Origin of the sequence: Nesterenkonia sp. YGD6 (assembly GCF_022565895.1) — a bacterium.
Lineage (GTDB): Bacteria > Actinomycetota > Actinomycetes > Actinomycetales > Micrococcaceae > Nesterenkonia.
Window position 1 is genome coordinate 578,026 of record NZ_JAJOYY010000001.1, and the last position, 21,811, is coordinate 599,836.

At 68.3% G+C, this 21,811-nt stretch carries 20 protein-coding genes and 1 tRNA gene; 15 read left to right on the forward strand and 6 right to left on the reverse strand.

Features of this window, described 5'->3' with window-relative positions:
* The first annotated feature begins 83 nt into the window (after positions 1–83).
* Positions 84–1,583, forward strand: coding sequence for an FAD-binding oxidoreductase (locus LTI14_RS02585; protein WP_241475728.1), 1,500 nt, complete (start codon positions 84–86; stop codon positions 1,581–1,583).
* Here the strand turns inward: LTI14_RS02585 and LTI14_RS02590 are convergent.
* Positions 1,558–3,603, reverse strand: a complete 2,046-nt coding sequence (locus tag LTI14_RS02590; protein WP_241463788.1) for an FAD/NAD(P)-binding protein — start codon at positions 3,601–3,603, stop codon at positions 1,558–1,560. The two genes, LTI14_RS02585 and LTI14_RS02590, sit on opposite strands and share 26 nt — an antisense overlap.
* Before the next feature lie 139 nt (positions 3,604–3,742).
* On the opposite strand from LTI14_RS02590, the gene LTI14_RS02595 reads away from it, so the two are divergent.
* The 12 genes from LTI14_RS02595 to LTI14_RS02650 all read left to right on the forward strand — a co-directional run bounded on the left by LTI14_RS02595 (position 3,743) and on the right by LTI14_RS02650 (position 12,943).
* Positions 3,743–3,834 (forward strand) — tRNA-Ser (locus tag LTI14_RS02595).
* A gap of 132 nt (positions 3,835–3,966) precedes the next feature.
* On the forward strand, positions 3,967–5,007 hold the full coding sequence (locus LTI14_RS02600) for an NAD-dependent epimerase/dehydratase family protein (RefSeq protein WP_241470198.1): 1,041 nt from the start codon (positions 3,967–3,969) through the stop codon (positions 5,005–5,007).
* A gap of 165 nt (positions 5,008–5,172) precedes the next feature.
* Entirely contained in the window at positions 5,173–5,634 is a 462-nt protein-coding gene (gene paaI, locus LTI14_RS02605) for a hydroxyphenylacetyl-CoA thioesterase PaaI (protein WP_241463786.1), read from the forward strand.
* Positions 5,635–5,638: 4 nt separating this feature from the next.
* The gene (locus LTI14_RS02610; protein ID WP_241463785.1) at positions 5,639–6,970 is read left to right on the forward strand and encodes an AMP-binding protein; all 1,332 of its coding nucleotides are present in this window, start codon (positions 5,639–5,641) and stop codon (positions 6,968–6,970) included.
* A 21-nt stretch (positions 6,971–6,991) separates the two neighbouring features.
* Positions 6,992–7,612: a TetR/AcrR family transcriptional regulator gene (locus LTI14_RS02615; protein ID WP_241470199.1), complete on the forward strand. Its 621-nt coding sequence runs from the start codon at positions 6,992–6,994 to the stop codon at positions 7,610–7,612.
* 198 nt (positions 7,613–7,810) lie between these two features.
* On the forward strand, positions 7,811–8,095 hold the full coding sequence (locus tag LTI14_RS02620; RefSeq protein ID WP_241463783.1) for a DUF3253 domain-containing protein: 285 nt from the start codon (positions 7,811–7,813) through the stop codon (positions 8,093–8,095).
* A gap of 186 nt (positions 8,096–8,281) precedes the next feature.
* Entirely contained in the window at positions 8,282–9,301 is a 1,020-nt protein-coding gene (paaA, locus tag LTI14_RS02625) for a 1,2-phenylacetyl-CoA epoxidase subunit PaaA (RefSeq protein ID WP_241463782.1), read from the forward strand.
* A gap of 48 nt (positions 9,302–9,349) precedes the next feature.
* Positions 9,350–9,649 (forward strand): 1,2-phenylacetyl-CoA epoxidase subunit PaaB, encoded by a 300-nt coding sequence (paaB, locus tag LTI14_RS02630; RefSeq protein WP_036474355.1) that lies wholly within the window; start codon positions 9,350–9,352, stop codon positions 9,647–9,649.
* Positions 9,646–10,473: a 1,2-phenylacetyl-CoA epoxidase subunit PaaC gene (paaC, locus tag LTI14_RS02635; protein WP_241463781.1), complete on the forward strand. Its 828-nt coding sequence runs from the start codon at positions 9,646–9,648 to the stop codon at positions 10,471–10,473. The genes paaB and paaC overlap by 4 nt, the downstream gene beginning before the upstream one ends.
* 11 nt (positions 10,474–10,484) lie before the next feature.
* On the forward strand, positions 10,485–10,997 hold the full coding sequence (paaD, locus tag LTI14_RS02640; protein ID WP_241463780.1) for a 1,2-phenylacetyl-CoA epoxidase subunit PaaD: 513 nt from the start codon (positions 10,485–10,487) through the stop codon (positions 10,995–10,997).
* Positions 10,997–12,148, forward strand: coding sequence for a 1,2-phenylacetyl-CoA epoxidase subunit PaaE (paaE, locus tag LTI14_RS02645; protein ID WP_241463779.1), 1,152 nt, complete (start codon positions 10,997–10,999; stop codon positions 12,146–12,148). Before paaD ends, paaE begins: the two co-directional genes overlap by 1 nt.
* Positions 12,149–12,172: 24 nt before the next feature.
* On the forward strand, positions 12,173–12,943 hold the full coding sequence (locus LTI14_RS02650) for an enoyl-CoA hydratase/isomerase family protein (RefSeq protein ID WP_241463778.1): 771 nt from the start codon (positions 12,173–12,175) through the stop codon (positions 12,941–12,943).
* 17 nt (positions 12,944–12,960) lie between these two features.
* Here the strand turns inward: LTI14_RS02650 and LTI14_RS02655 are convergent, their stop codons facing one another.
* Complete coding sequence (locus LTI14_RS02655; protein WP_241475729.1) at positions 12,961–13,926, reverse strand: AraC-like ligand-binding domain-containing protein; 966 nt, start codon at positions 13,924–13,926, stop codon at positions 12,961–12,963.
* A 184-nt stretch (positions 13,927–14,110) separates the two neighbouring features.
* On the opposite strand from LTI14_RS02655, the gene LTI14_RS02660 reads away from it, so the two are divergent.
* Positions 14,111–15,685 (forward strand): GMC family oxidoreductase, encoded by a 1,575-nt coding sequence (locus LTI14_RS02660; protein ID WP_241475730.1) that lies wholly within the window; start codon positions 14,111–14,113, stop codon positions 15,683–15,685.
* A 42-nt stretch (positions 15,686–15,727) separates the two neighbouring features.
* Positions 15,728–17,131 carry an aldehyde dehydrogenase family protein gene (locus LTI14_RS02665; RefSeq protein ID WP_370642694.1) on the forward strand — a complete coding sequence of 468 codons (1,404 nt, stop codon included), beginning with the start codon at positions 15,728–15,730 and terminating at the stop codon, positions 17,129–17,131.
* Between the two features lie 32 nt (positions 17,132–17,163).
* Here LTI14_RS02665 and LTI14_RS02670 read toward each other — a convergent pair whose 3' ends face one another.
* From LTI14_RS02670 to LTI14_RS02685, 4 genes are all read right to left on the reverse strand, one after another.
* The gene (locus tag LTI14_RS02670; protein WP_241475731.1) at positions 17,164–18,474 is read right to left on the reverse strand and encodes a carboxylesterase family protein; all 1,311 of its coding nucleotides are present in this window, start codon (positions 18,472–18,474) and stop codon (positions 17,164–17,166) included.
* 219 nt (positions 18,475–18,693) lie between these two features.
* Positions 18,694–19,524: a formylmethanofuran dehydrogenase subunit E family protein gene (locus LTI14_RS02675; RefSeq protein WP_241475732.1), complete on the reverse strand. Its 831-nt coding sequence runs from the start codon at positions 19,522–19,524 to the stop codon at positions 18,694–18,696.
* Position 19,525: 1 nt separating this feature from the next.
* On the reverse strand, positions 19,526–19,882 hold the full coding sequence (locus LTI14_RS02680) for a DsrE family protein (protein ID WP_241470207.1): 357 nt from the start codon (positions 19,880–19,882) through the stop codon (positions 19,526–19,528).
* 111 nt (positions 19,883–19,993) lie between these two features.
* Positions 19,994–21,583, reverse strand: coding sequence for an LTA synthase family protein (locus tag LTI14_RS02685; RefSeq protein ID WP_241475733.1), 1,590 nt, complete (start codon positions 21,581–21,583; stop codon positions 19,994–19,996).
* Positions 21,584–21,811 lie beyond the last annotated feature (228 nt).

Consider the following 21,811-nt stretch of genomic DNA (forward strand, 5'->3'; position numbering starts at 1 on the left):
TCTCACCGAACCTGGGCTCCAACTGGGCCTCAGTGTGTCGGAGGCCATATCCGGAGGTCAACCCTGACCTAGACTCACCTTTCATGAGTGCCTCCGACAATGACGTCCTGACAGCCCTGCGCAGCGCCTTCACGCCGGGCACCTTGACCACCGACGCCGCGGAGCTCGACGCCCACGCGGTCGACCAGGGGCCGCTGGAGCATTGGCAGGTGCACCCGCCGCTCGCCGTGGTCTTTGCTGAATCGACGCAGGACGTCCAACTGCTGGTGCGACTCTCCTGCGAGCATGGCTTCGCGCTGATCACCCGCGGGGCTGGGACTTCCGTCTCCGGCGGGGCGAACTCCACCGAGGGTTCGGTGGTGCTGAACCTGACCCGGATGAACCAGATCCTGGCGATGCGACCCGAGGATGAGGTCGCCGTCGTCGAACCGGGCGTGATCAACGCCGACCTCAACGCCGCCGCCGCGGAACACGGGCTGATGTACGCCCCGGATCCGGCGAGCTACCGCACCTCCACCATCGGCGGCAATGTCGCCACCAACGCCGGCGGGCTGCGCTGTGCGAAGTACGGGGTGACCCGTGATTCGGTGCTTGCCCTGGACGTGGTGCTCGCCGACGGCACGCTGATCCACACCGGACAGGCCACCTTCAAGGGCGTCGCCGGCTATGACCTGACCAGCCTGTTCGTCGGCTCCGAGGGGACCCTCGGCATCGTCGTCGGGGTCACCGTGCGGCTGCGCCACCTGAGTGCGCACACCGAGACCATCGCCGCGTTCTTCGACGAGCTGACCACCGCCGCCCAAGGGGTCCTGGACATCGGCAGGGCCCGGGTGCAGCCGGCGATCACGGAGCTGCTGGATCGCCGCACCATGCTCGCCCTGGATGAGGCGCAGGGCTCGGACCTGGCCCAGCGCGGAGACACGCTGCTGCTGATCCAGACCGACGGCCACGGTGCTGCCATCGAGGCCGAGATCATCCGTGAGGTGCTGCGAGCACTCGGCGCCCTGGTCAGCGACCCCGGCTCCACCGAGTCCGAGCGGCTGATCGAGCTGCGCCGGCACGCCCGCGGCGACGGGATCGTCAACGAGGTGCGCGTGGGCGAAGACGTCGCGGTCCCGCGGTCGCGGCTGGTGGACTACATCCGCGCCATCGAAGACCTCGCCGAGGAGCACCAGGTCCAGCTCAAGGTGGTCGCGCACGCCGGGGACGGCAACCTGCACCCCACCTTCAGCGTCCCCAGCTCAGAGCTCGGCCCCGACACCGGCACCGGCACCGGCACCGAGACAAGACCCGACGACGACGCGGCCTCCCCCGCACAGCCCGAGGCCGCCCCCGTGACGATCGACGCCACCGAGGGCGGCCTCCCGACCTCGGCCGTCTCGCGGCTGCATGCTGCCCTGGACGGTTCGGTCCGGCTGGCACTGGAGATGGGCGGGACCATCACCGGGGAGCACGGGATCGGCACCTATAAGCTGCGCTGGCTGGACTGGGAGCAGTCCGCCGAGGTGATCGCGCTGCAGCGCCGGATCAAGGACGTGTTCGATCCGGAGCGCCGGCTCAATCCTGGGCGGGCGATCCTGTAGCCGCGCCGCCCGGACCGAAAAGGACCGCGCGGGCCGCGGCGTCGGCGTCGGCGAGGGATCGCGCTGAGGAATCGCCATCTCCGCCGGCCTCCGCGGCGATGGCGGTGCCCCATTGGACCGAGCTGAGCTGCAGGCCCAGCACGTAGATCTCTTCCGGCTCGGCGCGGTCCGCCGGGATCAGCCGATGTGGAAGTCGCGTGACGTCGAAGCCCTTGCCCGCCCGCGGCGCCCCGGAGGCGTCCACGAGTTCGCGCGGCCGGGCGAGGCCGCTGCGCAGCAGTCCCGCCACCAGGGGCGAGCGCGAGAGCTGGATCCGATTGGCGGGCATCATCGCCTCAAGCAGCCAGCGCGCCTGGTACGCCGGCGCGGCCACGGCCGGGGATTCGGCGGTGTAGAAGCCGGTCTCGCGGTCCACGTCGAAGATCGGGTCGGGTCCCAGGAACTCCACCACCCCGGCGCGGGTCAGGGCGGCGAGCTCCTCGATCCGCTGCAGCGGCGGGCCGCTGGCCAGGCCCTCCACCAGGGACTCGAACCAGCCCTCGATCTCGCTGATCTGGCTGGACTGGGAGACCCGGCCCTGGCTGATCAGCGCCTTGACCTCCATCCGGGCCAGGTGCAGCGCACCGATGGCCATCTTCACCGGGCTGCGCGCTCCGGCGGCTGAGGTGGCCGCGTCATCCTCGAGGTAGGCGCTCATGTGCTGCTGGTACTGCTCGGCGGACTCGAAGGTCAGCCCGCCGAAGGGCCTGCCCAGCGAGCGGATGTCGAACCAGAGGACATCCGGGGCGAGCTCGCGCAGCAGCCGCTGACCACGGGTCTGCAGCACCGCCTCGCCCAGGTGGGTGTCCGCGAGCAGCTCCTGAAGCGCGGCTTCGAAACCGGCGCGGAAGAGCTCCGGGGCGAGCTCCACCAGGGTCCGGTAATAGGTGCGCAGCACGTCGCGCTGGATCAGCGGCCAGAGGTGGGCTGAGAAGTCGAGCAGGTCGTGGCGCCGTTCGGCCTCGGCCACCGCCTCGGGGCTGAGGTGGTGCAGCGTGATGCCGACGGGCGCGAACCCGGGCGCCTCGGTGAGCGCGGTGGACTTGGCTCGATACGGGGTGCCGCGCCGGGACCCGGCCACCAGGTGCGGCTCGTCGCCGGTGGCGAGGTATTCCAGGCGCTGCCCGGCGGGGTGGTCGGCGTGTTCGTGGAACACTCCGCCGCGGCCCACGCTGGCCTGGATCATCAGGTCGAAGAAGTTCAGCCCCATCCCGCGGACCAGCACGTTCTCCCCGGCGGGCAGCGAGTAGTAGTCCACCTCGGTGGGGATCGCCGGCGGCTGGTAGTGCAGCCCGAGCTGCTCGGCCACCTCGGTGAAGTGTTCGCCGGACTCGTTCAGCCCGGCAGGTATGTGGCCCAGCGCCAGCACCACCTGGTCGGCGCGGAGCCGATCATCCCGGGGCGGATCGGCGTCGTCGTCGTCGGGGCGCAGCCTCAGCTCATACCCGGAGTCGGCGCGGCGCAGCTCGGCGACCTCCGCGGAGATGTGCTCGACGCTGATCCCGGGATGGCGCGCAAGTGCCGCGCAGACCTCGGTGTGCAGCCAGGTGAGGTACTGCCCGTAGGCGGCGCGGGTGGGGTAGTCGGTGTCGGTCCCGCCATGGTCGATCCCCTTCAAGACGGGCGGCTCGAAGCCGTCGGCGCGCACCGAGGTGGCGGTCTCCTCGGCCTCATGCTCGTGCCGCCACTGGGCGAAGGAGCGGGAGACCGACGACGAGGCCAGCTGGGCCTGAGTCGCGCCGACGGGCGCTGCGGTGGGGAAGCTGGCGGGGGTGTTCATCAGGTACAACGGGGACTGCTGCGGGTTCCAGACGCGGCCGGGCCCGTGTGGGGCGGGGTCTATGACCAGGACGCGCAACCGGGATGCCTGGGCGTCGGGCGTGCCGCGCTCCACCGCCGCCAGCAGCCGTTCCAGGAAGGAGGTGCCGCGGGGCCCGGCACCGATCAGCGCGACTCTGCGTTCCTCGGTCTGGCGGGGCATGGGTGGCGTGTTCTCCTGGTGCATTCCTCGGCTGTCTCGTCCCGTCCAGAGTACTGCGAGCGCACGCTTTGTCAGTTTCCCAGCCGAACCGCTAGTCTAGACGGGCGCATGAGAACGGTTCGCCGAATTCGTGGGCACAGGAGGCGTGCCAGAGCGGCCGAATGGGCTTCACTGCTAATGAAGTGTCCGCCTCAAAGCGGACCGGGGGTTCAAATCCCCCCGCCTCCGCCATTGTGAGAAGAACCCCCGTCGGGAGAGATCCGGACGGGGGTTCTTCTGCGTCCGCCGCAGGTGCTCACTGACATCGAGACTTGTGGCCCGCGTCGATCACCGCATCCTGCGGGAAATCGCTAGGCTCGGACCATGACTGCCTCCGCCGCCCCGCTCCCCGCCGACTCACCAACTCCGCGCGCCGTGCTGGTGGGCTGCGGCGACGTCGGCACGCGGATCGGCCATCGACTTCTGGACCAGGGCTGGAACGTCTCGGGATGGCGCCGCAGCCCGGAGCGTCTGCCCGCCTCCTTCGACGGCACGGCCGTGGACCTCACCGAGGAATCCACGGTCCCGGCCCCGCCGGCCGACACCACGGCGGTGGTCTTCTCGCCCGCCGCCGGCAGCCGCGATCCGCGGCGCTATGAGCAGGTCTACCTGCGCGGGCTCGAAACGGTGCTGGACCGCATCACGCAGGCAAACCTCGCCGAGACTGTGCAGGTGCTGCTGGTGTCCTCCACCTCGGTCCTCGGCGACGCCTCGGGGCGACTGGACGAATCTGCGCCGCTGACCCCTGCCGGCCCGACGGGTGAGGTCCTTGCCCGCACCGAGCAGCTTCTGCAGAAGTGGCGGGACGCCGGCGCTGAGTCCTCGGCCCGCTCGCGCAGCGGGATCCTGCGACTCTCCGGCATCTATGGTCCGGGCCGAGATCGGCTCATCAAACAGCTGCGCTCCGGTTCCGTGGGTGAAGCCGCAGGTCAGGACGCCCATGAGGCCTGGAGAATCTCAAATCGGATCCATTCCGACGACGCCGCGCGGGCCGCCGTCGAGCTGTTGACCTCCGCGGCCCCGCCGGAACTGGTGCTGGGGGTGGACAAGCTCCCGGTGCCCCTGGGCGTGGTGCACAACTGGATGGCTGACCAGCTCGAGCTCCCCCGCCCGTGGAGCGATCCGAGGCTCGATCCCCAGGTGCTGGATTCGGTGCCGCTGAACTCGCCGGTCCGCCATCACGCGGACTCCCCGTCTGGCTCCGTCCTGACCGATTCCAGCCCGTCGGGGGAGGACCTGTTCGACTCAGCGCTGCTCGGCGCGGGCCATGGCAAGGCGCTGGACGGGTCGCTGCTGCACCGCCTGCTCGGCGAGCTGCTGCATCCCGATTTCCGTTCGGGCTACACCGCCGCGCTGCGCGAGTAGCGGACCCCGGGCGGGCGTCGAGCCGCACCCGGTCATCGGGGACCCTCCATCGCCCATGCCGGGCCAACAGGTGGACCGACCCGAGCTGTGCTTGACATCACATCCGTTCCGGTGCTTCAGTTGACTTACCGACCAATCGGTCTGGAAATGCGATGAGGAGCACCGATGACTGAGTCCACCCAACTCGCCCCCGAGGGCCTGAACTCGAGCACCGCAGGTCGCCCTCGACATCGGATGCTGGACAACGATCGAGCCTCCGAGGCTCTCGGCATCGTGGTCCTCACAGCTGACCCAGGCCACGCTCGGATCAGCATGGTGATCCGCGAAGACATGACCAACGGCTTCGACATCGCCCACGGGGGAATGCTCTTCGCCCTGGCCGACACCTGCTTCGCCATGGCCTGCAACCACCCGAGCCTCGATGAGGGCACCATCACCGTGGCCTCCGGCGTCGACATCAACTTCTTGAAACCAGCTCTGCTCGGCGAGACGATCATCGCCGAGGCGATCGGAGTGGCCAACACAGGACGCAGCGGCGTCTACGACGTGACCATCACCCGGGGAGAAGACCTCCTCGGCGTGTTCCGCGGCCGCTCGCGCACCATCGCCTCCCCCGGAAAGAAGTGACCCGATGAGCATCCTCAACACCGAAATCACCGCGATCCCCGCAACCGACCCCGGTCTGCCCGATACCGAGGAGCTGATGAGCCGCGAGGAGATCGAGGCGCTCCAGCTCACCCGGCTGCAGCAGACCCTGCGCCATGCCTACGACAACGTCGCGGCCTACCGCGAGCTCTACGACGCCCACGGCGTCGGCCCCGATGACCTGCAGACGCTCGAGGACCTGGCCAAGTTCCCCTTCACGGACAAGGAGTTCCTGCGCGCGGCCTACCCGTTCAAGGCCTTCGCCGTGCCGATGGAACAGGTCCGCCGGGTGCACGCCTCCTCCGGCACCACCGGGCGCCCGACGGTGGTCGGCTACACCGATGCGGACATCGACAGCTGGGCGACTCTGCTCGCCCGCTGCCTGCGCTACTCCGGGGTGCGCCCGGGAGACCTGGTGCACAACGCCTACGGCTACGGCTTGTTCACCGGCGGCCTGGGCGCCCACTATGGGATCGAGAAGCTCAAGGCGACCGTGATCCCGATGTCCGGGGGGCAGAGCGAGAAGCAGGTCCAGCTCATCCAGGACTTCAAGCCCCGGGTGATCCTATGCACTCCGACCTACCTGTTGGCGCTGGCAGATTCCTTTCGCGCCGCTGGCGTGGACCCCAAGGACACCTCGCTGGAGGTCGCCGTGCTCGGCGCCGAACCGTGGACGGACAGGATGCGCCACGAGATCGAGCAGACCTTCGCGTTGAAGGCCTGCGACATCTACGGACTCTCCGAGGTGATGGGCCCGGGCGTCGCCGGTGAATCAGTGGAGCGCCAGGACGGCTCGACCATCTGGGAGGACCATTTCCGCCCGGAGATCATCGATCCGATCAGCGAGGAGGTGCTGCGCACCGGCGAGCACGGCGAGCTGGTCTTCACCACGCTGACAAAGCAGGCGCTGCCGATGATCCGCTATCGCACCCACGACCTGACCCGGCTGCTGCCGGGCTCCGAACGTCCCGGGCACCGACGGATGGGCCGGATCACCGGACGAAGCGACGACATGATCATCCTGCGCGGGGTCAACCTCTTCCCGTCCCAGATCGAGGAGATCGCCCTGGAGATCAAGGAGCTCTCCCCGCACTTCCAGCTGCGTCTGGCCCGACCGGGAAAGATGGATGAGATGACCGTGCACATCGAGCGGCGCGCGGAGACCTCCGCCGAGGACGCCGAGACAGCAGGAGCTGTGCTGGCTCGGCAGATCAAGGTCAAGGTCGGCTCCAGCTGCAAGATCAGCGTGGAGGAGCCAGGGTCCCTGGGTCGCTCCTCGGGCAAGCTGCGCCGGATCTATGATCAGCGGCCCCAATAGTCACCCGACTAGGGTGGAGTCATGACCCCCACTTCGACGACGGCGTCCGCCTCCCGCCGGGGCCGCCCCGGCTATGACCGCGAGGGGCTCATCACCGTCTGTGTCGAGACCTTCAACCGCCATGGCTATGAGGCCACCTCGATGGGCGCGCTCTCCCGCGAGCTGGGCATCTCCAAGTCGGCGATCTACCACCACGTGAGCTCCAAAGAGGAGATCCTCGACATCGCGCTGAACCGATCACTCGCCGAGCTGGAGCGGGTGATCACCGAGGCTGAGGCGCTGGACGCCTCCGCGGTGGCCGAGCTGGAGATGATCCTGAGCGAATCGGTGAAGGTGCTGACCACTTCATTGCCCTATGTGACGCTGCTGCTGCGGCTGCGCGGGAACTCCGAGATGGAGGTCAAGGCGCTGCAGCGGCGCCGCGAGATCACCCTGCGCATCGCAGACCTGATCAGGCAGGCCCAGAACGACGGTGACCTGCGTCAGGACATCGACGCCCGCACCGCCTCGCGTCTGGCCATGGGCACGATCAACTCGATCGTGGACTGGTACCGCCCTGTCGGCGGCGCCCCGGACGCGGCCCTGGCCGAGACCGTGAAGCAGATAATCCTCGGGGGACTGCGCACGGCCGAGCGGCGCTGAGTCACACCAGGACATAGTGCCGCCGCCTGCGCGGCCATCGGTGAGGCGATCGCCGAGTCAAGTCACAAGGGGCCTGCCCAGAGTCAGTAGTCACAGAAGCGCGCAGCCCCGTCCATGCTTTTCGGAGCATCGACGGGGCTTTTCGCCGCCGGTCTGCGCCAGATCTCCCAGACGCCATGGATGCGGGAGACTGAGGCCATGGACGAGCCCCGCCCCGCGGCGTCAGACCGCGATATGGAGAACGCGATCCTCGACCTGCTCGCGAAGCGGGCCGAGACGGCGACGATCTGCCCCTCCGAGGCTGCGCGCGCAGTCGCCGGCGAGGACTGGCGAGACCAGATGGACGCCGCACGGGCAGCGGCTCGACGTCTCGAGGCCGCCGGCGTCGTGGAGATCACCCAACGAGGCACAGCGGTCGACCCCGCGACCGCACGTGGGCCTATCCGTATCCGCCGACGCCCGCCCGACACGGACACGCGTTGATCCAGAAGACCAGACGGCGTCGGCGCCGTGGTCCGGCGCACTCGCCCGGCTGCGGTGAGAACGCCTGTTCCAACCGCGCCGACCCCAGCCATCTCACCCTTCTCGCAGCCAAGTGTTGACCGTCACATCTCCAGTGCTATACTGAACGAACGGTCGGTAAATAATGCGACGGAATAGAGGATGACCATGTCACCCGAGAACCACCAGCACGCTCCCCTGCACCTCGCCGACGAGAGCGACGCCGCTGCGGCGCTCGCCGAGGCAGAGTCCGGGCAGAACCGCTTCGACGAGATCATCGCCGAGGACTCCCGCGTCGAACCGCGGGACTGGATGCCCGAGTCCTACCGGAAGTCACTGGTGCGCCAGGTCTCCCAGCACGCGCACTCCGAGATCATCGGCATGCAGCCTGAGGGCAACTGGATCTCCCGCGCCCCCAGCCTGAAGCGCAAGGCGATCCTGATCGCCAAGGTCCAGGACGAGGCAGGCCACGGGCTCTACCTCTACTCCGCCGCCGAGACCCTCGGCCGCCCCCGTGAAGAGATGTATGACCAGCTCTACAGCGGCAAGGCCAAGTACTCGTCGATCTTCAACTACCCGGCCCGCACCTGGGCGGACATCGGCGCGATCGGCTGGCTGGTCGACGGCGCAGCGATCGTCAACCAGGTGCCGCTCTGCCGCGCCTCCTATGGCCCCTATGGCCGCGCCATGGTGCGCATCTGCAAGGAGGAATCCTTCCATCAGCGCCAGGGCTGGGAGATCCTCTACTCGCTCTCCCACGGCACCGAGGCGCAGCACCAGATGGCCCAGGAGGCCGTGAACCGCTTCTACGGTCCGGCGCTGCAGATGTTCGGCCCCCCGGACGGGGACTCCCCGAACTCCCAGCAGTCCATGGCGTGGAAGATCAAGCGCTTCACCAACGATGAGCTGCGCCAGCGCTTCGTCGACATGCTGGTCCCCCAGGTCGAGGCACTCGGCCTGACCCTTCCGGATCCCGAGCTGAAGTGGAACGAGGAGCGCGGCCACTACGACTTCGGCGACCTGGACTGGGACGAGTTCTTCGCCGTCATCAAGGGCAACGGCCCGCTGAGCCGGCAGCGCCTGGAGCACTACCGCAAGGCCCGCGACGAAGGGGCATGGGTCCGCGAAGCCGCGACCGCCTACGCCAACCGTCAGTCCCAGGACCAGGCCGCCCTCATCGGCGCCTGAGTCCCACCCGCTGCACCCCCAAGACATCACCGCTAGAAAGGCGAGGCCATGACCTCCAGCGCAGATTCAAGCTCCTGGCCCCTCTGGGAGGTCTTCATCCGGTCCTCACGCGGGCTCTCCCATGTCCACGCAGGCTCGTTGCACGCACCTGATGCCACCATGGCGATCCGCAACGCCCGGGACCTCTACACCCGGCGCAATGAGGGCACCTCAGTGTGGGTCGTGCCGGCCGCGGCGATCATGGCCTCGGACCCCGACTCCAAGGGCGCCTACTTCGAGTCCGCCCAGGGCAAGAGCTACCGCCATGCCACGTATTACACCCAGTCCGAAGGGGTGAAGCACCTGTGAGCTTCGCATCGCATGACTCCGCCACCCGCCAGTCCCAGGGCGAGGCGATCACCGCCGAGGAGATCGCCGCCTCCGACGCCAAGGCCGACGACGCCACCGCCAGGTACGCCCTGCTGCTGGGCGACGACGCGCTGATCCTCTCCCAGCGCCTGGGCGCCTGGGTCTCCCGGGCACCCGAGCTTGAGGAAGATGTCGCGCTGGCGAACATCGCCCTGGACCTGCTCGGCCACGCCCGGTTCCTGCTCACCTACGCCGGCACCGCCTGGGGCAAGTCCGAGGATGACCTCGCGTACTTCCGCAGCGAGGAGGAGTTCCGCTCCTGCCGGCTGGTGGAGCAGGAGAACGGCGACTTCGGCAAGACCATCGCCCGGCAGCTGATCTTCAGCTTCTACCAGCACGAGCTCTACAGCCGACTGGTGAACTCCACGGACACCACCCTCGCGGCGATCGCCGCGAAGGCGCTCAAGGAGGTCGACTACCACCAGGATCACGCCGCCCAGTGGATCCTGCGGCTGGGCCTCGGCACCGAGGAGTCCGCCCGGCGCGTCCAGGCAGGCCTTGACTCGGTCTGGTCCTATGTCGAGGAGCTCTTCACCGACGTCGAGCCGATCACCGAGCTCGGCGACATCGCCGTGCTGCCCTCCTCGTTGCGCGAGGCCACGCTGGCCCGGCTGCACCAGGTGATCGAGCAGGCCGGGCTGAGCATCCCCGACATGTCCGGCGCCCACGGCGCCGACCGCTCCGGGCGCCATTCCGAGCAGCGCGGACTGATCCTGGCCGAGATGCAGGTGCTGGCCCGCCAGCACCCCGGGGCCACCTGGTGAGAGGAGCACTCATGGCCGTCATGGGACCCGAATCCGTGACTCTGCCCGCCGATGCCACGGTCTGGGAGATCGCCGCCAGCGTCAATGATCCAGAGATCCCGGTGCTCAGCATCGCGGACCTGGGGATCCTGCGCGAGGCACGGGTGGACGAGGACGGCACCGCCGTCGTCGTCATCACCCCGACCTACTCCGGCTGCCCGGCCATGGACACGATCAACGCCGACGTGAGTGCCGCGCTGCGCCACGCCGGGCACCAGAAGGTGCGTATCGAGACCGTGCTCCATCCGGCGTGGACCACCGACTGGATGACCGAGGAGGGCAAGGTGAAGCTGCGCGAATACGGCATCGCCCCGCCCACCGGCAAGGCAGCCGTAGGACCCATCCGCGTCGGCCTGAGCGTGAAATGCCCCCGCTGTGACTCCCCCAATACTCGTGAGATGACCCGCTTCGGCTCCACCGCATGCAAGGCGCTGTACCAGTGCCGCGACTGCCTGGAGCCCTTCGACCACTTCAAGGTGCACTGATGTCGACGACCACACGCCGCCGCGCGACCTTCTCCACCCTTACCGTCTCCGAGGTGCGCCCGCTCACCGCAGACTCCGTGGAGGTCACCTTCGCCGTGCCCCCGGAGCTGCAGGAGGACTTCGACTACGCGCCGGGCCAGTACGTGGCGCTGCGCACCGAGCTCGAGGGCCAGGAGATCCGCCGCTCCTATTCGATCTGCACCGAGCCGACCCCCGGGGAGATCCGGGTGGCGATCAAGCGTGACATCGGCGGCCTGTTCTCCAACTGGGCCAATGAGTCGCTCAAGCCCGGCGACCAGATGGAGGTGATGAACCCCTCCGGAGCGTTCGTCTCCAAGACTGCGATCACTTCGATGAACAACCCGGCCAAGCTCGCCGAGGAGGCCGTTGCGCTGCGCTCGGATGTGCACCTGGTCGCCTTCGCCGCCGGCTCCGGGATCACCCCGATCATGGCCATCGCCCGTTCGGTGCTGGCCGCCTCGAAGGACTCCACCTTCGACCTGATCTACGCCAACCGCTCGGCCGGGGACGTGATGTTCGCCGAGGAGCTCGGCGATCTCAAGGACCGCTACCCCGCCCGGCTCGCGGTGCATCATGTGCTCAGCCGCGAGCAGCGGATCAACCCGCTGCTCACCGGCCGGATCGACGATGAGAAGCTCAGCGATCTCCTGGACAAGGTGCTGCGCGTGCAGGACACCGACGAATGGTTCCTCTGCGGACCCTTCGAGCTGGTCCAGATGGCGCGCGACTCCCTGGCCGCCCGCGGGGTCGACGAGGGCGACATCCGCTTCGAGCTCTTCACCACCGGACGCCCCGACCGCCCCGAGGGCCAGCAGGGCCGCAAGGTCGAAGCCGACCCGCAGGGTGACAACGTCCAGATCGAGTTCACCCTCGACGGGCTCACCGGCCAGATCGCGTCCCCCGCGGGCTCCGGGGAGACCGTGCTCAACGCCGCGCTGCGCGCCCGGCCCGATGTGCCCTTCGCCTGCGCCGGCGGAGTCTGCGGCACCTGCCGCGCGAAGGTCGTCTCCGGCGACTTCGAGATGGAGGAGAACTTCGCGCTGGAGTCCGACGAGGTCAAGGCCGGATACATCCTGACCTGCCAGACCCGGCCCACCTCCAAGCAGCTCGTCGTCGACTACGACGCCTGAGCGCGTCCCAACCCTGGAGACCCCATGATCAGCCTCACCATCACCGACGACATCGCCGAGATCGTCCTGGACGCCCCGAAGAAGCTCAACTCCCTGGATGAGCAGGCCCTCGATGACCTCGATGCCGCCTACCGGGAGGCTGAAGCTGCGGGCGTGCGCGCCCTGCTGCTGCGTGGCGAGGGCAAGGGGTTCTGCGCCGGCCGGGACATCTCCGACGTGGTGCCCGCCACCGACGACGCGCTCGGCTACCTGCAGGACAAGGTCACCCCGCTGATGCGCCGGATGGCGGCGTTCCCCGCCCCGACCTTCGCCGCCGTGCAGGGCGCCTGCCTCGGGGTGGGACTGGGCCTGGCCGTCGCCACCGACGTGGTCTACGTGGCCGAGAACGCCAAGATCGGCTCACCCTTCGCCGCGCTCGGAGCCACTCTGGACTCCGGCGGACATGCGCTCTTCGTGGAGCGCCTCGGCGCGCACCGGACCCTGGATCTGATCTACACCGCTGACCTGATGTCAGGCGCGGAGGCCGTGACCGCGGGACTCTTCTCCCGCGCGGTGCCGGCCGAGGAGCTCCTCGACTTCACCCGGGCGAAGGTCGCGGTGGCCGCGGCCGGCGCGACCCTGGCCTTCCGCGAATCCAAGGCCCTCGTGGCCGCGGTCCGGGACCAGCGGATCGGCCTCTGGGAATCTCTGAACGAGGAGAACCACGCCCAGGGCCGGCTGTGCGATTCCGCGGACTACACCGAGGGATTCGCCGCCTTCCAGCAGAAGCGGAAGCCGGTCTTCCACGGACGCTGAGTCTCCACAGCCGCTGTTCAGCCGCCGGCGACCTCACGCCGGAACGAACCGGGCGAGACTCCGTATTCCTGCTTGAATGCCCGGCTGAAGCTCGATGCCTCCGGATACCCCCAGCGGGCGGCCACCGCGCTGATCGACCGATGCGCCTGGGAGGGGTCCCCGAGTTCCATCCGGCACCGTTCCAACCTGCGCTGACGGACCCAGTCACTGATGGTGGTGCCCTCCTGGGCGAAGATCCCCTGCAGATAACGGACTGACACGTGCAGCGCGCGCGCCACGGCGCCGACGCCGAGTTCGGGGTCCCCCAGGTGGTCGTCGATATGCCTGACCGCCTCCAGATAGACCACATCGCGAGTCGGCACCTCGGCGGCGGGCCGGAACCGGGAGAGCAGCGTCGCCTGGACCAGCTGCAGCACCGCCGAAGCCGCCCGCGGGTCCGGAGCCATCTCACCCTTCTGCAGCTGATCATCAAGGCTGCCCAGCAGCGAGGACGTCAGCGCACCGAGACCGGCGGACCCGGGGATCCGCTGCGCCACCACGGCGCGGGCCTGCTCGGCCGAGAGCCCCAGGTGCTCCACCGCGATCTGCACCACGAACATCCGGTACGCCCCGCCGAAGACAAGGTCATAGGGACGCCGGGTGTCGTAGACGACCAGATCCCCCGGAGACAGCAGCGCCTCCCGGCCGTCCTGCCGGGTGAGCGAGCTGCCCTGAACCTGCAGCGCAAACTTGAAGACCCCGGGATCCCCCGCGGCGATCGCCTGCCGGCTGCGCCGCACGGTGACCGCATCACCACCCACCCCGGCGACGCTGAGCGACCCCAGCGCCAACCCCGTGAGCGCGCCGTTGAACCGGCTCGGGTCCTCGGTGCTGGCATCCAGCGGCACGAACGCGGTGTTCACCGCGTGTCTCCATGCCTCGAAGCGATCCTGAGGCGGCAGCTGGGTGGGATCGAAGGACACCTGTCCCGTCGTCGTGCTCACCGGATGGGCCTCATGTTCCTCAGCATCGCTCCAGTCTCCCACCCTGTTGTGACGCGCGCCACAACATGTGCACCTGATGCACAGGTCTGTGCGCCTGCGATCAAGGCGGCGCCGTCGTCGGTGACGATGCTGGGAACACTGCCGAAAGAACTGCGCTCCGAGACGCACTGTGATCCAAGGAGAGATGAGCACCGTGAATGAAGCCATGACCACCGACTACGTCGTCATCGGCGCCGGGTCCGCCGGTTCCGTGATCACCCGCAGACTGCTCGACGCCGGACACAGCGTCCACCTGATCGAGGCCGGCGGCCGCGACGAGGACCCCAACATCCACAGTCCCCAGGGCTGGCCGATGCTGATGCAGGGGACCTCGGACTGGGCGCTGACCACGGTGCCGCAGATCCACGCGAACCACCGCAGCATCGCCTGGCCCCGAGGGAAGGTGCTCGGCGGCTCCGGGTCGCTGAACGGCATGATCTACATCCGCGGCCACCGCTCGGACTACGACAAGTGGGCCGCGGCCGGCTGTGAGGGCTGGGGCTGGGACGACGTGCTGCCGCTGTTCAAGCGTTCCGAGGACCATGAGGACGGAGAATCCGAGTTTCACGGCGCCGGCGGGCCGCTGCACGTGGAGAAGATCATGAATCGCCACGCCAGCTCAGAGGCCTTCGTCCAGGCCGCGGGCGCTGTGGGGATCTCCGAGACCCAGGACTTCAACGGCGCACAGATGTCCGGCGCCGGATTCAACCACACCACCACCAAGGACGGGAAGCGGCACAGCCCCTGGCGCGCCTTCATGCATCCGATCCTCGGCCACGAGCGGCTCACCCTCACCACCGATGCGCTGGTGCACCGGATCACCGTGGAAGCCGGTCGCGCCACCGGCGTGGAGTACAGCACCGGGACCGGGACGCACACCGCACATGCCTCGGCGGAGATCGTGCTCTGCGGAGGGGCGATCGGCTCCCCCAGCATCCTGCAGCGCTCCGGCATCGGTGATCCCACCGACCTGCGCCAGGCCGGGATCGACACGGTTCTTCAGCTTCCCGGAGTGGGCAAGAACCTGCACGACCATGTCCTGGCCAGCGTCATCTATGAGGCGCCGGAACCCCTGGCCGAGGGGCGGCACAATCTGCTCGAGGCCCAGCTCTTCGCACACAGTCGGCAGACCGAGGAGGAGGCGCCGGACATCCAGCCGCTCTTCATGCACTTCCCCTACCCCACCGACGGCGGTGCGGTCCCCGCCGCAGGGTTCACCGTCAACGCCGGAATCGTGCGCCCGCTCTCGCGCGGCACGCTGCGGGTGACCAGCACGGACCCTCGGCTCGCTCCGCTGCTGGACCCCAACCTGCTGGCCGAGGAGCATGACCTCGAGGCGCTCTGTGACGCCATCGAACTGTGCCGGGAGATCGGCGCCCAGGACGCGCTCGCCCCCTACCGCAGGGCGGAGTTCAATCCTTCGGCCCCGCTTGAGACCCGCGACCAGGTGCGCGCCCACGCCCGGGCGATGGCCGGCACCTATCACCACCAGGCGGGCACCTGCCGGATGGGCATCGATGACCACTCGGTGGTGGATCCGCAGCTTCGCGTGCGCGGCGTCGCCGGGCTGCGCGTGGCCGACGCCTCGATCATGCCGGCACTGCCCAGCGGCAACACCAACGCCCCCTCGATCATGATCGGCGAGAAGGCGGCTGACCTGCTGCTGGGCCGCAGAGCCGATCTGACCCCAGCACAGCTGACCACAGCCGACCACGGCTGACCTCGGCCGCCCTGACGACCTGACGACACCACCAAGGAGAACATCATGACCACCACCACGCTGCTCGAGGAGATCACAACCTCCGAGGGCCAAGAGATCCACGACCCCGCCACCGGCGAGCTCATCGGCCATGCCCCGCTCACCTCCGCCGCAGACCTCGACGACGCCGTCGCCCGTGCCCTGCACGCCCAGGTCTCGTGGGCCGCGACCCCGGACGGGGAACGTCAGGCCGCGCTGCATGCCGCAGCGGACGCGGTGGAGGCCCACGCCGAGGAGCTCGCCCAGCTGCTCTCCCGGGAGCAGGGAAAGCCGCTGAACGGACCCAACGCCCGCTTCGAGGTCGGCGCCTGCGTGGCCTGGCTGCGCACCGCCGCGTCGATCCCGGTGGAGCCCGAGGTGCTCGTCGATGATGAGTCCGGCTATGCGGAGCTGCACTATCGTCCGCTCGGCGTCGTCGGGGCCATCGGTCCGTGGAACTGGCCGATGATGATCTCGATCTGGCAGATCGCGCCGAGCCTGCGAATGGGCAACACCGTGGTGATCAAACCCTCGGAGTACACCCCGCTGAGCGTGCTGGCCCTGGTCAAGGTGCTCAACTCCGCGCTGCCGGCCGATGTGCTGATCGCGGTCCCGGGTGACGGTTCGCTGGGCAGGCAGCTCACCGAGCATGCAGATATCGCGAAGATCATGTTCACCGGCTCGGCGACCACCGGCAAGGCGATCATCAAGACCGCCGCGGACACCATGAAGCGGATGACGATGGAGCTCGGCGGCAACGACGCTGGGATCGTCCTGGACGACGCCGACCCGCAGGCCATCGCCGAGGACCTCTTCTGGGGCGCATTCATCAACACCGGGCAGACCTGCGCGGCGCTGAAGCGGCTCTACGTGCCGGATTCCATCTACGACGAGGTCTGCCATGCGTTGACCGAGGTGGCGGCCAAGATGCCGATGGGCATCGGCCTCGAAGAGCAGAACGTGCTCGGGCCGCTGCAGAACGCGAAGCAGCGCGACATCGTCGCCCGGCTGGTGGACGCTGCGAAGGACTCCGGCGCCCGCGTGCTGATCGGGGCAGATCCCGACGAAGACGCCCCGGGCTTCTTCTATCCCGCCACCCTGGTGGCCGACATCGATCCGCAGAACCCGCTGGTGATCGAGGAGCAGTTCGGTCCGGCGCTGCCGATCATCCGCTACACCGATCTGGAGCAGGCGATCGCGTGGGCGAACGGCCTCGAGGTCGGGCTGGGCTCCTCGGTCTGGTCCTCGAACCCCGAACGCGCCACCGAGGTGGCCGCCCGGATCGAGGCGGGCACCACCTGGATCAACAAGCACGGCGCCATCGATCCGCGGGTGCCCTTCGGCGGCGCCAAGCAGTCAGGCTTCGGCCTGGAGTTCGGCCTGCAGGGACTCAAGGAGGTCGCCCAGCCGCATGTGATCAGCCGCTGAGCGCACCGGCCGGGTCTTGCCGTTCGCAGCCGTCACACCGGGACGCCGGGGATGCGGCCCCTGGCTGGCAGTTCCGCACCCCGAGCAAACCCGGCCCAGAGCGCCCGGACGGCCTTGCCTGCTTTATCGAGCTCCTCCCAGGACGCTCCCTGCAGCAGCTTCAGCCCTTCGGTGTTCGCCGGAGTTCCGAAGAGCAGCGCCACATCGATCCCGTGTGCCGAGCGATAGAAGTTGTCGGGCGCAGCCCAGTCGAAGATGAAGTAGTGCGATCGGCCTCCGGCACGACGGTGACGCCTGACGAAGGAGCGGATGCCCCTGACGTAGACCTGCCTGGTCGCAAGCCGGCTCAGCAGCGTCGTCGCGCCCGAACCGAGCAGCGGAATCCCGCGAAGCCATTTCACCGGATGCGCGACCGGTATGAACAGCCTCGTCTCGTCTGCGGTGTGCGTGATCATGATGTCGATGTGCGGTGCGACTGCGTCCCAGGCCTGATCGATCTGGGATTCCTCAGGCAGCGGCCAGACTCCGTACTGGGTCCCGAAGGGCATGAGTCCGCGCAGACCGAACGGGGCGGCCGCTGCCCGCGCCTTCTCCTGGACGCGCAGCACCTCCTTGACCGGGGCGTCTGCGGGCAGGGAGGAACCGGCAGCGGCCATGGCTGCCGTCATCTTGTGTCGTCCCCGTGAGATCCCCAGCGGCGGACTCTGCATGATGGCCCGGCGGAAGAGCTCTGACGCTCTCGGTGTGGCCATCAGATGAGCGATGGCGTCGCCTCCGGCGGACTGGCCGAAGAGGGTGACCCCGTCCGGGTCGCCGCCGAAGGCGCCGATGTTGCGCTGCACCCATTTCAGCGCGCTGAGCTGATCCAGCAGACCGAGGTTGGCAGGCCGACCCTCGCCGCCGAGATATCCGAAGGCTCCGAGACGGTACGTCACGGAGACGACGACGACGCGCTGTTCACTCACCAGGGCACTCGGGTCGTAGATCGGCGCGTCTCCTGCACCTGAGATATAGGACCCGCCGTGGATCCACACCATGACCGGCAGGAGCTCTCCCTGCTGCCGGTTCTCCGGTGTCGTGACCGTGAGATTCTGGCAGTGCTCGTCCTGGGGAAGCCTTCCGGTCTGGCTCCCCATCACCGGTTCCAGTTCTCTGATCCGCCACTGCGGGCAGGCCGGTGCTGGATCGAGTGCGGAGTACGGCTCAGACCAGTCATCTACGGGCTGCGGCGGCTGGAATCGCTGGGCCCGTGCGTAGGGAATGCCAGATGCCTTGAGGACCGGCCCGACGCGCTGTCCGATGACCGGGCCGCATGGAGGGGTGAAACGCTGCTCGGATCTCATGCACGGCCCATCTGCTCGACGATATGTCCTCCCAGTGAACCACTGCCTTCTCGCGCTGGGCGTCGGCCTCCGGCTGGGCAGCAGCTCGACGCGGCCGGGACTCTCCTCGGTGGCGACACGGACCTCATAGCTGATCTCGGTGAACTCAGGCGGGCTGTCCCGCCGGCGGGCCTGGCAGCCCGGACGGCTGTTCGGCGCCCCAGTGGGCGTCGATCGGGATCAGCCGGCCGGCGGTCCCTGAAGATACCGCGCGGCCCAAGGCTCAGGAACGTCTGCGGGAATGCTGGGGCTCGGGAGATCGGTCCGCTCTCCATAGGGACTGCGGAACCGCGAAGACGGCGGAACGTCTCGGTTCGCGACGTCGGTGCGTCGCGCTTCCAAGAGCGGGGCGGGAAGCGCGGCATCGCGGAGTCTACGAACCTTGTAGTGCTCGGACGGTCGACTGGGCAGCAGCGCGGTGCGCACCCAGTTCCATTGCACAGCTTCATTGACCGCCACAAGGTCCGCCTTCTCAACAATGCTGAGTGTTCCATTCTCGGTGAGCGTGTCGTCGAGCAGGGCCGCTTCCCAATCTGCGATCAACGGCGGAAAGAAGCCGGGCTCCTCTTGCACTTCCCAGGCGTCACCGGTGGAGAGCTGCTTGACCACGAATCGCACCCCGAAGGAATCGTCGAGCAGATGCGTGCCGTACCTGACCCGACCACCGGTCAGGTACGCGGCGATGTCACCCAGGCATGGGCTGTTCTTCGAGACGACCAGAAGGTCGGTGCGGTCGAAGACCCCTCCTGGGAATGCGTCGAGGACCAGTGCGGCGAAGGCGTATGCACCCCGAAGCAGCCCGTCACAGGCATGGCCGTGGAAGAGGATCAGATCTGCGAGGGTGACCTTCTTGGCGCGAGATTCGATCCGACCCTGCGCGGACCTGGTATCCAGAACCTGGAACCCCGGCAGCTCGGTCGCTTCTCGCAGCCACGACGGGACTTCCCAGTGCGATTCCTCTCGCTCTTCGTGGGACGCCTCCTCACCTGCGTCATCAATCGGTGTCGTCATGTCAGAAGCTGATCACCGCCGCACCTTCGAGGGCGTAGCGGACAAAGGCGTCGCGTGCGTATTCAAGAGTCACCCCGCGCGAGATGAGCGCCTCGGCCGTACCGACGGCGTGCGCCGCGTTCAGGCAGGCATGCACTTCGACGCCGTCTCGAGTGAGTGCCTCGATCTGGTGCCGGTAGCCTGCTCGGACCGGGTCGTCGCTCTCCTCGGTCAGGGCGGCCTGCGCGGGACCGAAGCAGAAGACCTCGAGCTCCACGCCCTGGCCTGCGGCGACCTGGCGGATCCTCTCCGCTACATGGGAACCAGCCTCGAGTGAACTGTTGTCGTCATGGAACAGGAAGATCACGGTCTTTGCCATGGGGCCATCATCCTCGATCTCACCCGTGATCGCGCCCCTTCCCGACCGGCACCCAGAAACACACCCAGACCTCATTACGCTCGACCGGCCGGGTCAGTCCCTTGTGCCGGGTCAGTCCAGTGTGCCGGGTGAGCCGGGTGTGGCGGCGTCGTCCCACGCCTCGGAGTAGAACTCCGAGGAACGCGACCTCAGCAGCTCGGAATACACCGCCGGGGACAGCGACTGCGCTGAATCCTCTGGCACCTGGGAGGAGAACGCGGACACCCCCACCCCGGCCTGACCATCGGAGAGGGTCAGCCCGGCGACCTCCAGAAGCGTGGGGTACATGCTCAGCTGGTCCACGCCCTTGCGCAGCGTGGCGTCCGCCCCTCCGCCTGGAATCCAGATCCGGTTGAAGATGCTGCGGTCCGGGTGGTCTTCGAGCTGCTCCTGGAAGGCGTCGCCGGTGTTGACCGGCTTGAGGTGGTCGCCCATGATCACCACGGCGGTGTCCTCGAGGTATCCCTGCTCCTCCATGTGTTCCACGAATCCCGCCACCTGCGCCATGGAGCAGGAGAACACTGAGGTGGCCTGGTCCTGCGTGTCCACGTCGCAGTAGTCGAACACATGGACCGGTTCATGGGTGTCCAGGGTCAGCACTGAGAGGTTGAACGGCGCCCCGGTCCGCACGGAATCCGCATGGAGCTCATCGAGCTCGTCCTTGGCCCGGGCCATCAGGCGCTGGTCGCTCAGGCCCCAGTCGCTGCGGAAGCTGCTCGCCGATTCGCCGGCGGCCCGCCAGTCGGCGAGACCCTTGATCTGCGTGTAGCCGTGGCTGCCCAGAAAGTTGTCCTTCTCGGCGAAGGAGGAGCTGGCGCCGCCCAGGAAGACATTGGTGTATCCGTGATCGTCCAAGACATCACCCAGGCAGGTCGTTCCACCCAGGTAGGCCTCATCGCCCTCGCGAAGCTCACCGAGCGCGCCGCTGCTCGCGGCAGAGGTGGCGCCCGCCAGCGGGATGCCGCACTGGGTCGAGGTGAGACCGGACATGGTCCAGCCGCCGCCCTCGTACTGCCGGAGATCTTCCACGCTCTGCCAGCCCGCGTCAGCCGTGGTCACGTCCTTGAGCGGGGCGAACGCATCCTTCTCGAAGAGCGCCTCATCTTCGAGCGTGGCCTCGCCGGCCTCAAGGTAGATCAGCACCACGTTGCGCTTCTGCTCGTCGCCGGTGATGCGCGGCTGAAGGTAGTGGTCGCTGAGGTCGTACTCGGAGTTCCCCGCATTGATGTGGTCAGCGAGGCCCACCGCTGTGGCGAAGGAGGCAGTCCCGAGGACCACTGTTGAAGCGGCCGCCGCACTCGCGACGGCGCGCATCAGCCACGGCGAGCGCCAGGCTCGGTCGTGATCCCGGCGCAACCGGCGTATGCGGCGTCGGAATCGCACTGACAGCGCGATGCCGGCGGTGATCACCAGCGGGAGGACTCCGATGCCCAGGACGCCGACCCAGACCAGGGCTCCACCTCCACCGTCGGTCTCCACGGAGACCAGGTTCAGCAGCACCTGGCCCACGGTGATCTCTCCCCAGAGGAGGCGGATCATGGCTGCGGCGATCAGCAGGGCGAGCCCGATCCAGACCAGCAGAAAGAGCGTGATTCGGCCGAGGATCGCGCCAGACCGCCGGGCCACGTGGGGAATCCGGGCGCGCGCAGGGTCATTTGGCATTGCCGCTGCCACCATGTGCGCCCCTTGCCTGACCTCGAGCCCACTCAGGGGCGATGAAAACTCAGCCCCTTACGCTACGCGCCGTTCCCGAGGAGAGCCTGGAGGTCGGACACGGCAGAGGGCGGAGCCGAGGTTCTCCCCCCGGCCCCGCCCCTTCACTGCTCGAGCATGTGCCTGCGTGCGCCTGAGGTCTGCTGGCGTCAGGCGCGCGCAGCCGACATCAGCCGA

Excerpts from the sequence above, each read along its gene's own strand:
- LTI14_RS02685 (WP_241475733.1), bottom strand. The coding sequence starts at position 21,583 with ATGCCAAATGACCCTGCGCGCGCCCGGATTCCCCACGTGGCCCGGCGG.
- LTI14_RS02650 (WP_241463778.1), top strand. The coding sequence starts at position 12,173 with ATGATCAGCCTCACCATCACCGACGACATCGCCGAGATCGTCCTGGAC.
- LTI14_RS02615 (WP_241470199.1), top strand. The coding sequence starts at position 6,992 with ATGACCCCCACTTCGACGACGGCGTCCGCCTCCCGCCGGGGCCGCCCC.
- LTI14_RS02585 (WP_241475728.1), top strand. The coding sequence starts at position 84 with ATGAGTGCCTCCGACAATGACGTCCTGACAGCCCTGCGCAGCGCCTTC.
- LTI14_RS02610 (WP_241463785.1), top strand. The coding sequence starts at position 5,639 with ATGAGCATCCTCAACACCGAAATCACCGCGATCCCCGCAACCGACCCC.
- paaE (WP_241463779.1), top strand. The coding sequence starts at position 10,997 with ATGTCGACGACCACACGCCGCCGCGCGACCTTCTCCACCCTTACCGTC.
- LTI14_RS02590 (WP_241463788.1), bottom strand. The coding sequence starts at position 3,603 with ATGCCCCGCCAGACCGAGGAACGCAGAGTCGCGCTGATCGGTGCCGGG.
- LTI14_RS02660 (WP_241475730.1), top strand. The coding sequence starts at position 14,111 with ATGAGCACCGTGAATGAAGCCATGACCACCGACTACGTCGTCATCGGC.
- LTI14_RS02675 (WP_241475732.1), bottom strand. The coding sequence starts at position 19,524 with ATGACGACACCGATTGATGACGCAGGTGAGGAGGCGTCCCACGAAGAG.
- LTI14_RS02620 (WP_241463783.1), top strand. The coding sequence starts at position 7,811 with ATGGACGAGCCCCGCCCCGCGGCGTCAGACCGCGATATGGAGAACGCG.
- LTI14_RS02670 (WP_241475731.1), bottom strand. The coding sequence starts at position 18,474 with ATGAGATCCGAGCAGCGTTTCACCCCTCCATGCGGCCCGGTCATCGGA.
- paaA (WP_241463782.1), top strand. The coding sequence starts at position 8,282 with ATGTCACCCGAGAACCACCAGCACGCTCCCCTGCACCTCGCCGACGAG.
- paaD (WP_241463780.1), top strand. The coding sequence starts at position 10,485 with ATGGCCGTCATGGGACCCGAATCCGTGACTCTGCCCGCCGATGCCACG.
- LTI14_RS02680 (WP_241470207.1), bottom strand. The coding sequence starts at position 19,882 with ATGGCAAAGACCGTGATCTTCCTGTTCCATGACGACAACAGTTCACTC.
- LTI14_RS02600 (WP_241470198.1), top strand. The coding sequence starts at position 3,967 with ATGACTGCCTCCGCCGCCCCGCTCCCCGCCGACTCACCAACTCCGCGC.
- paaI (WP_241463786.1), top strand. The coding sequence starts at position 5,173 with ATGACTGAGTCCACCCAACTCGCCCCCGAGGGCCTGAACTCGAGCACC.
- paaB (WP_036474355.1), top strand. The coding sequence starts at position 9,350 with ATGACCTCCAGCGCAGATTCAAGCTCCTGGCCCCTCTGGGAGGTCTTC.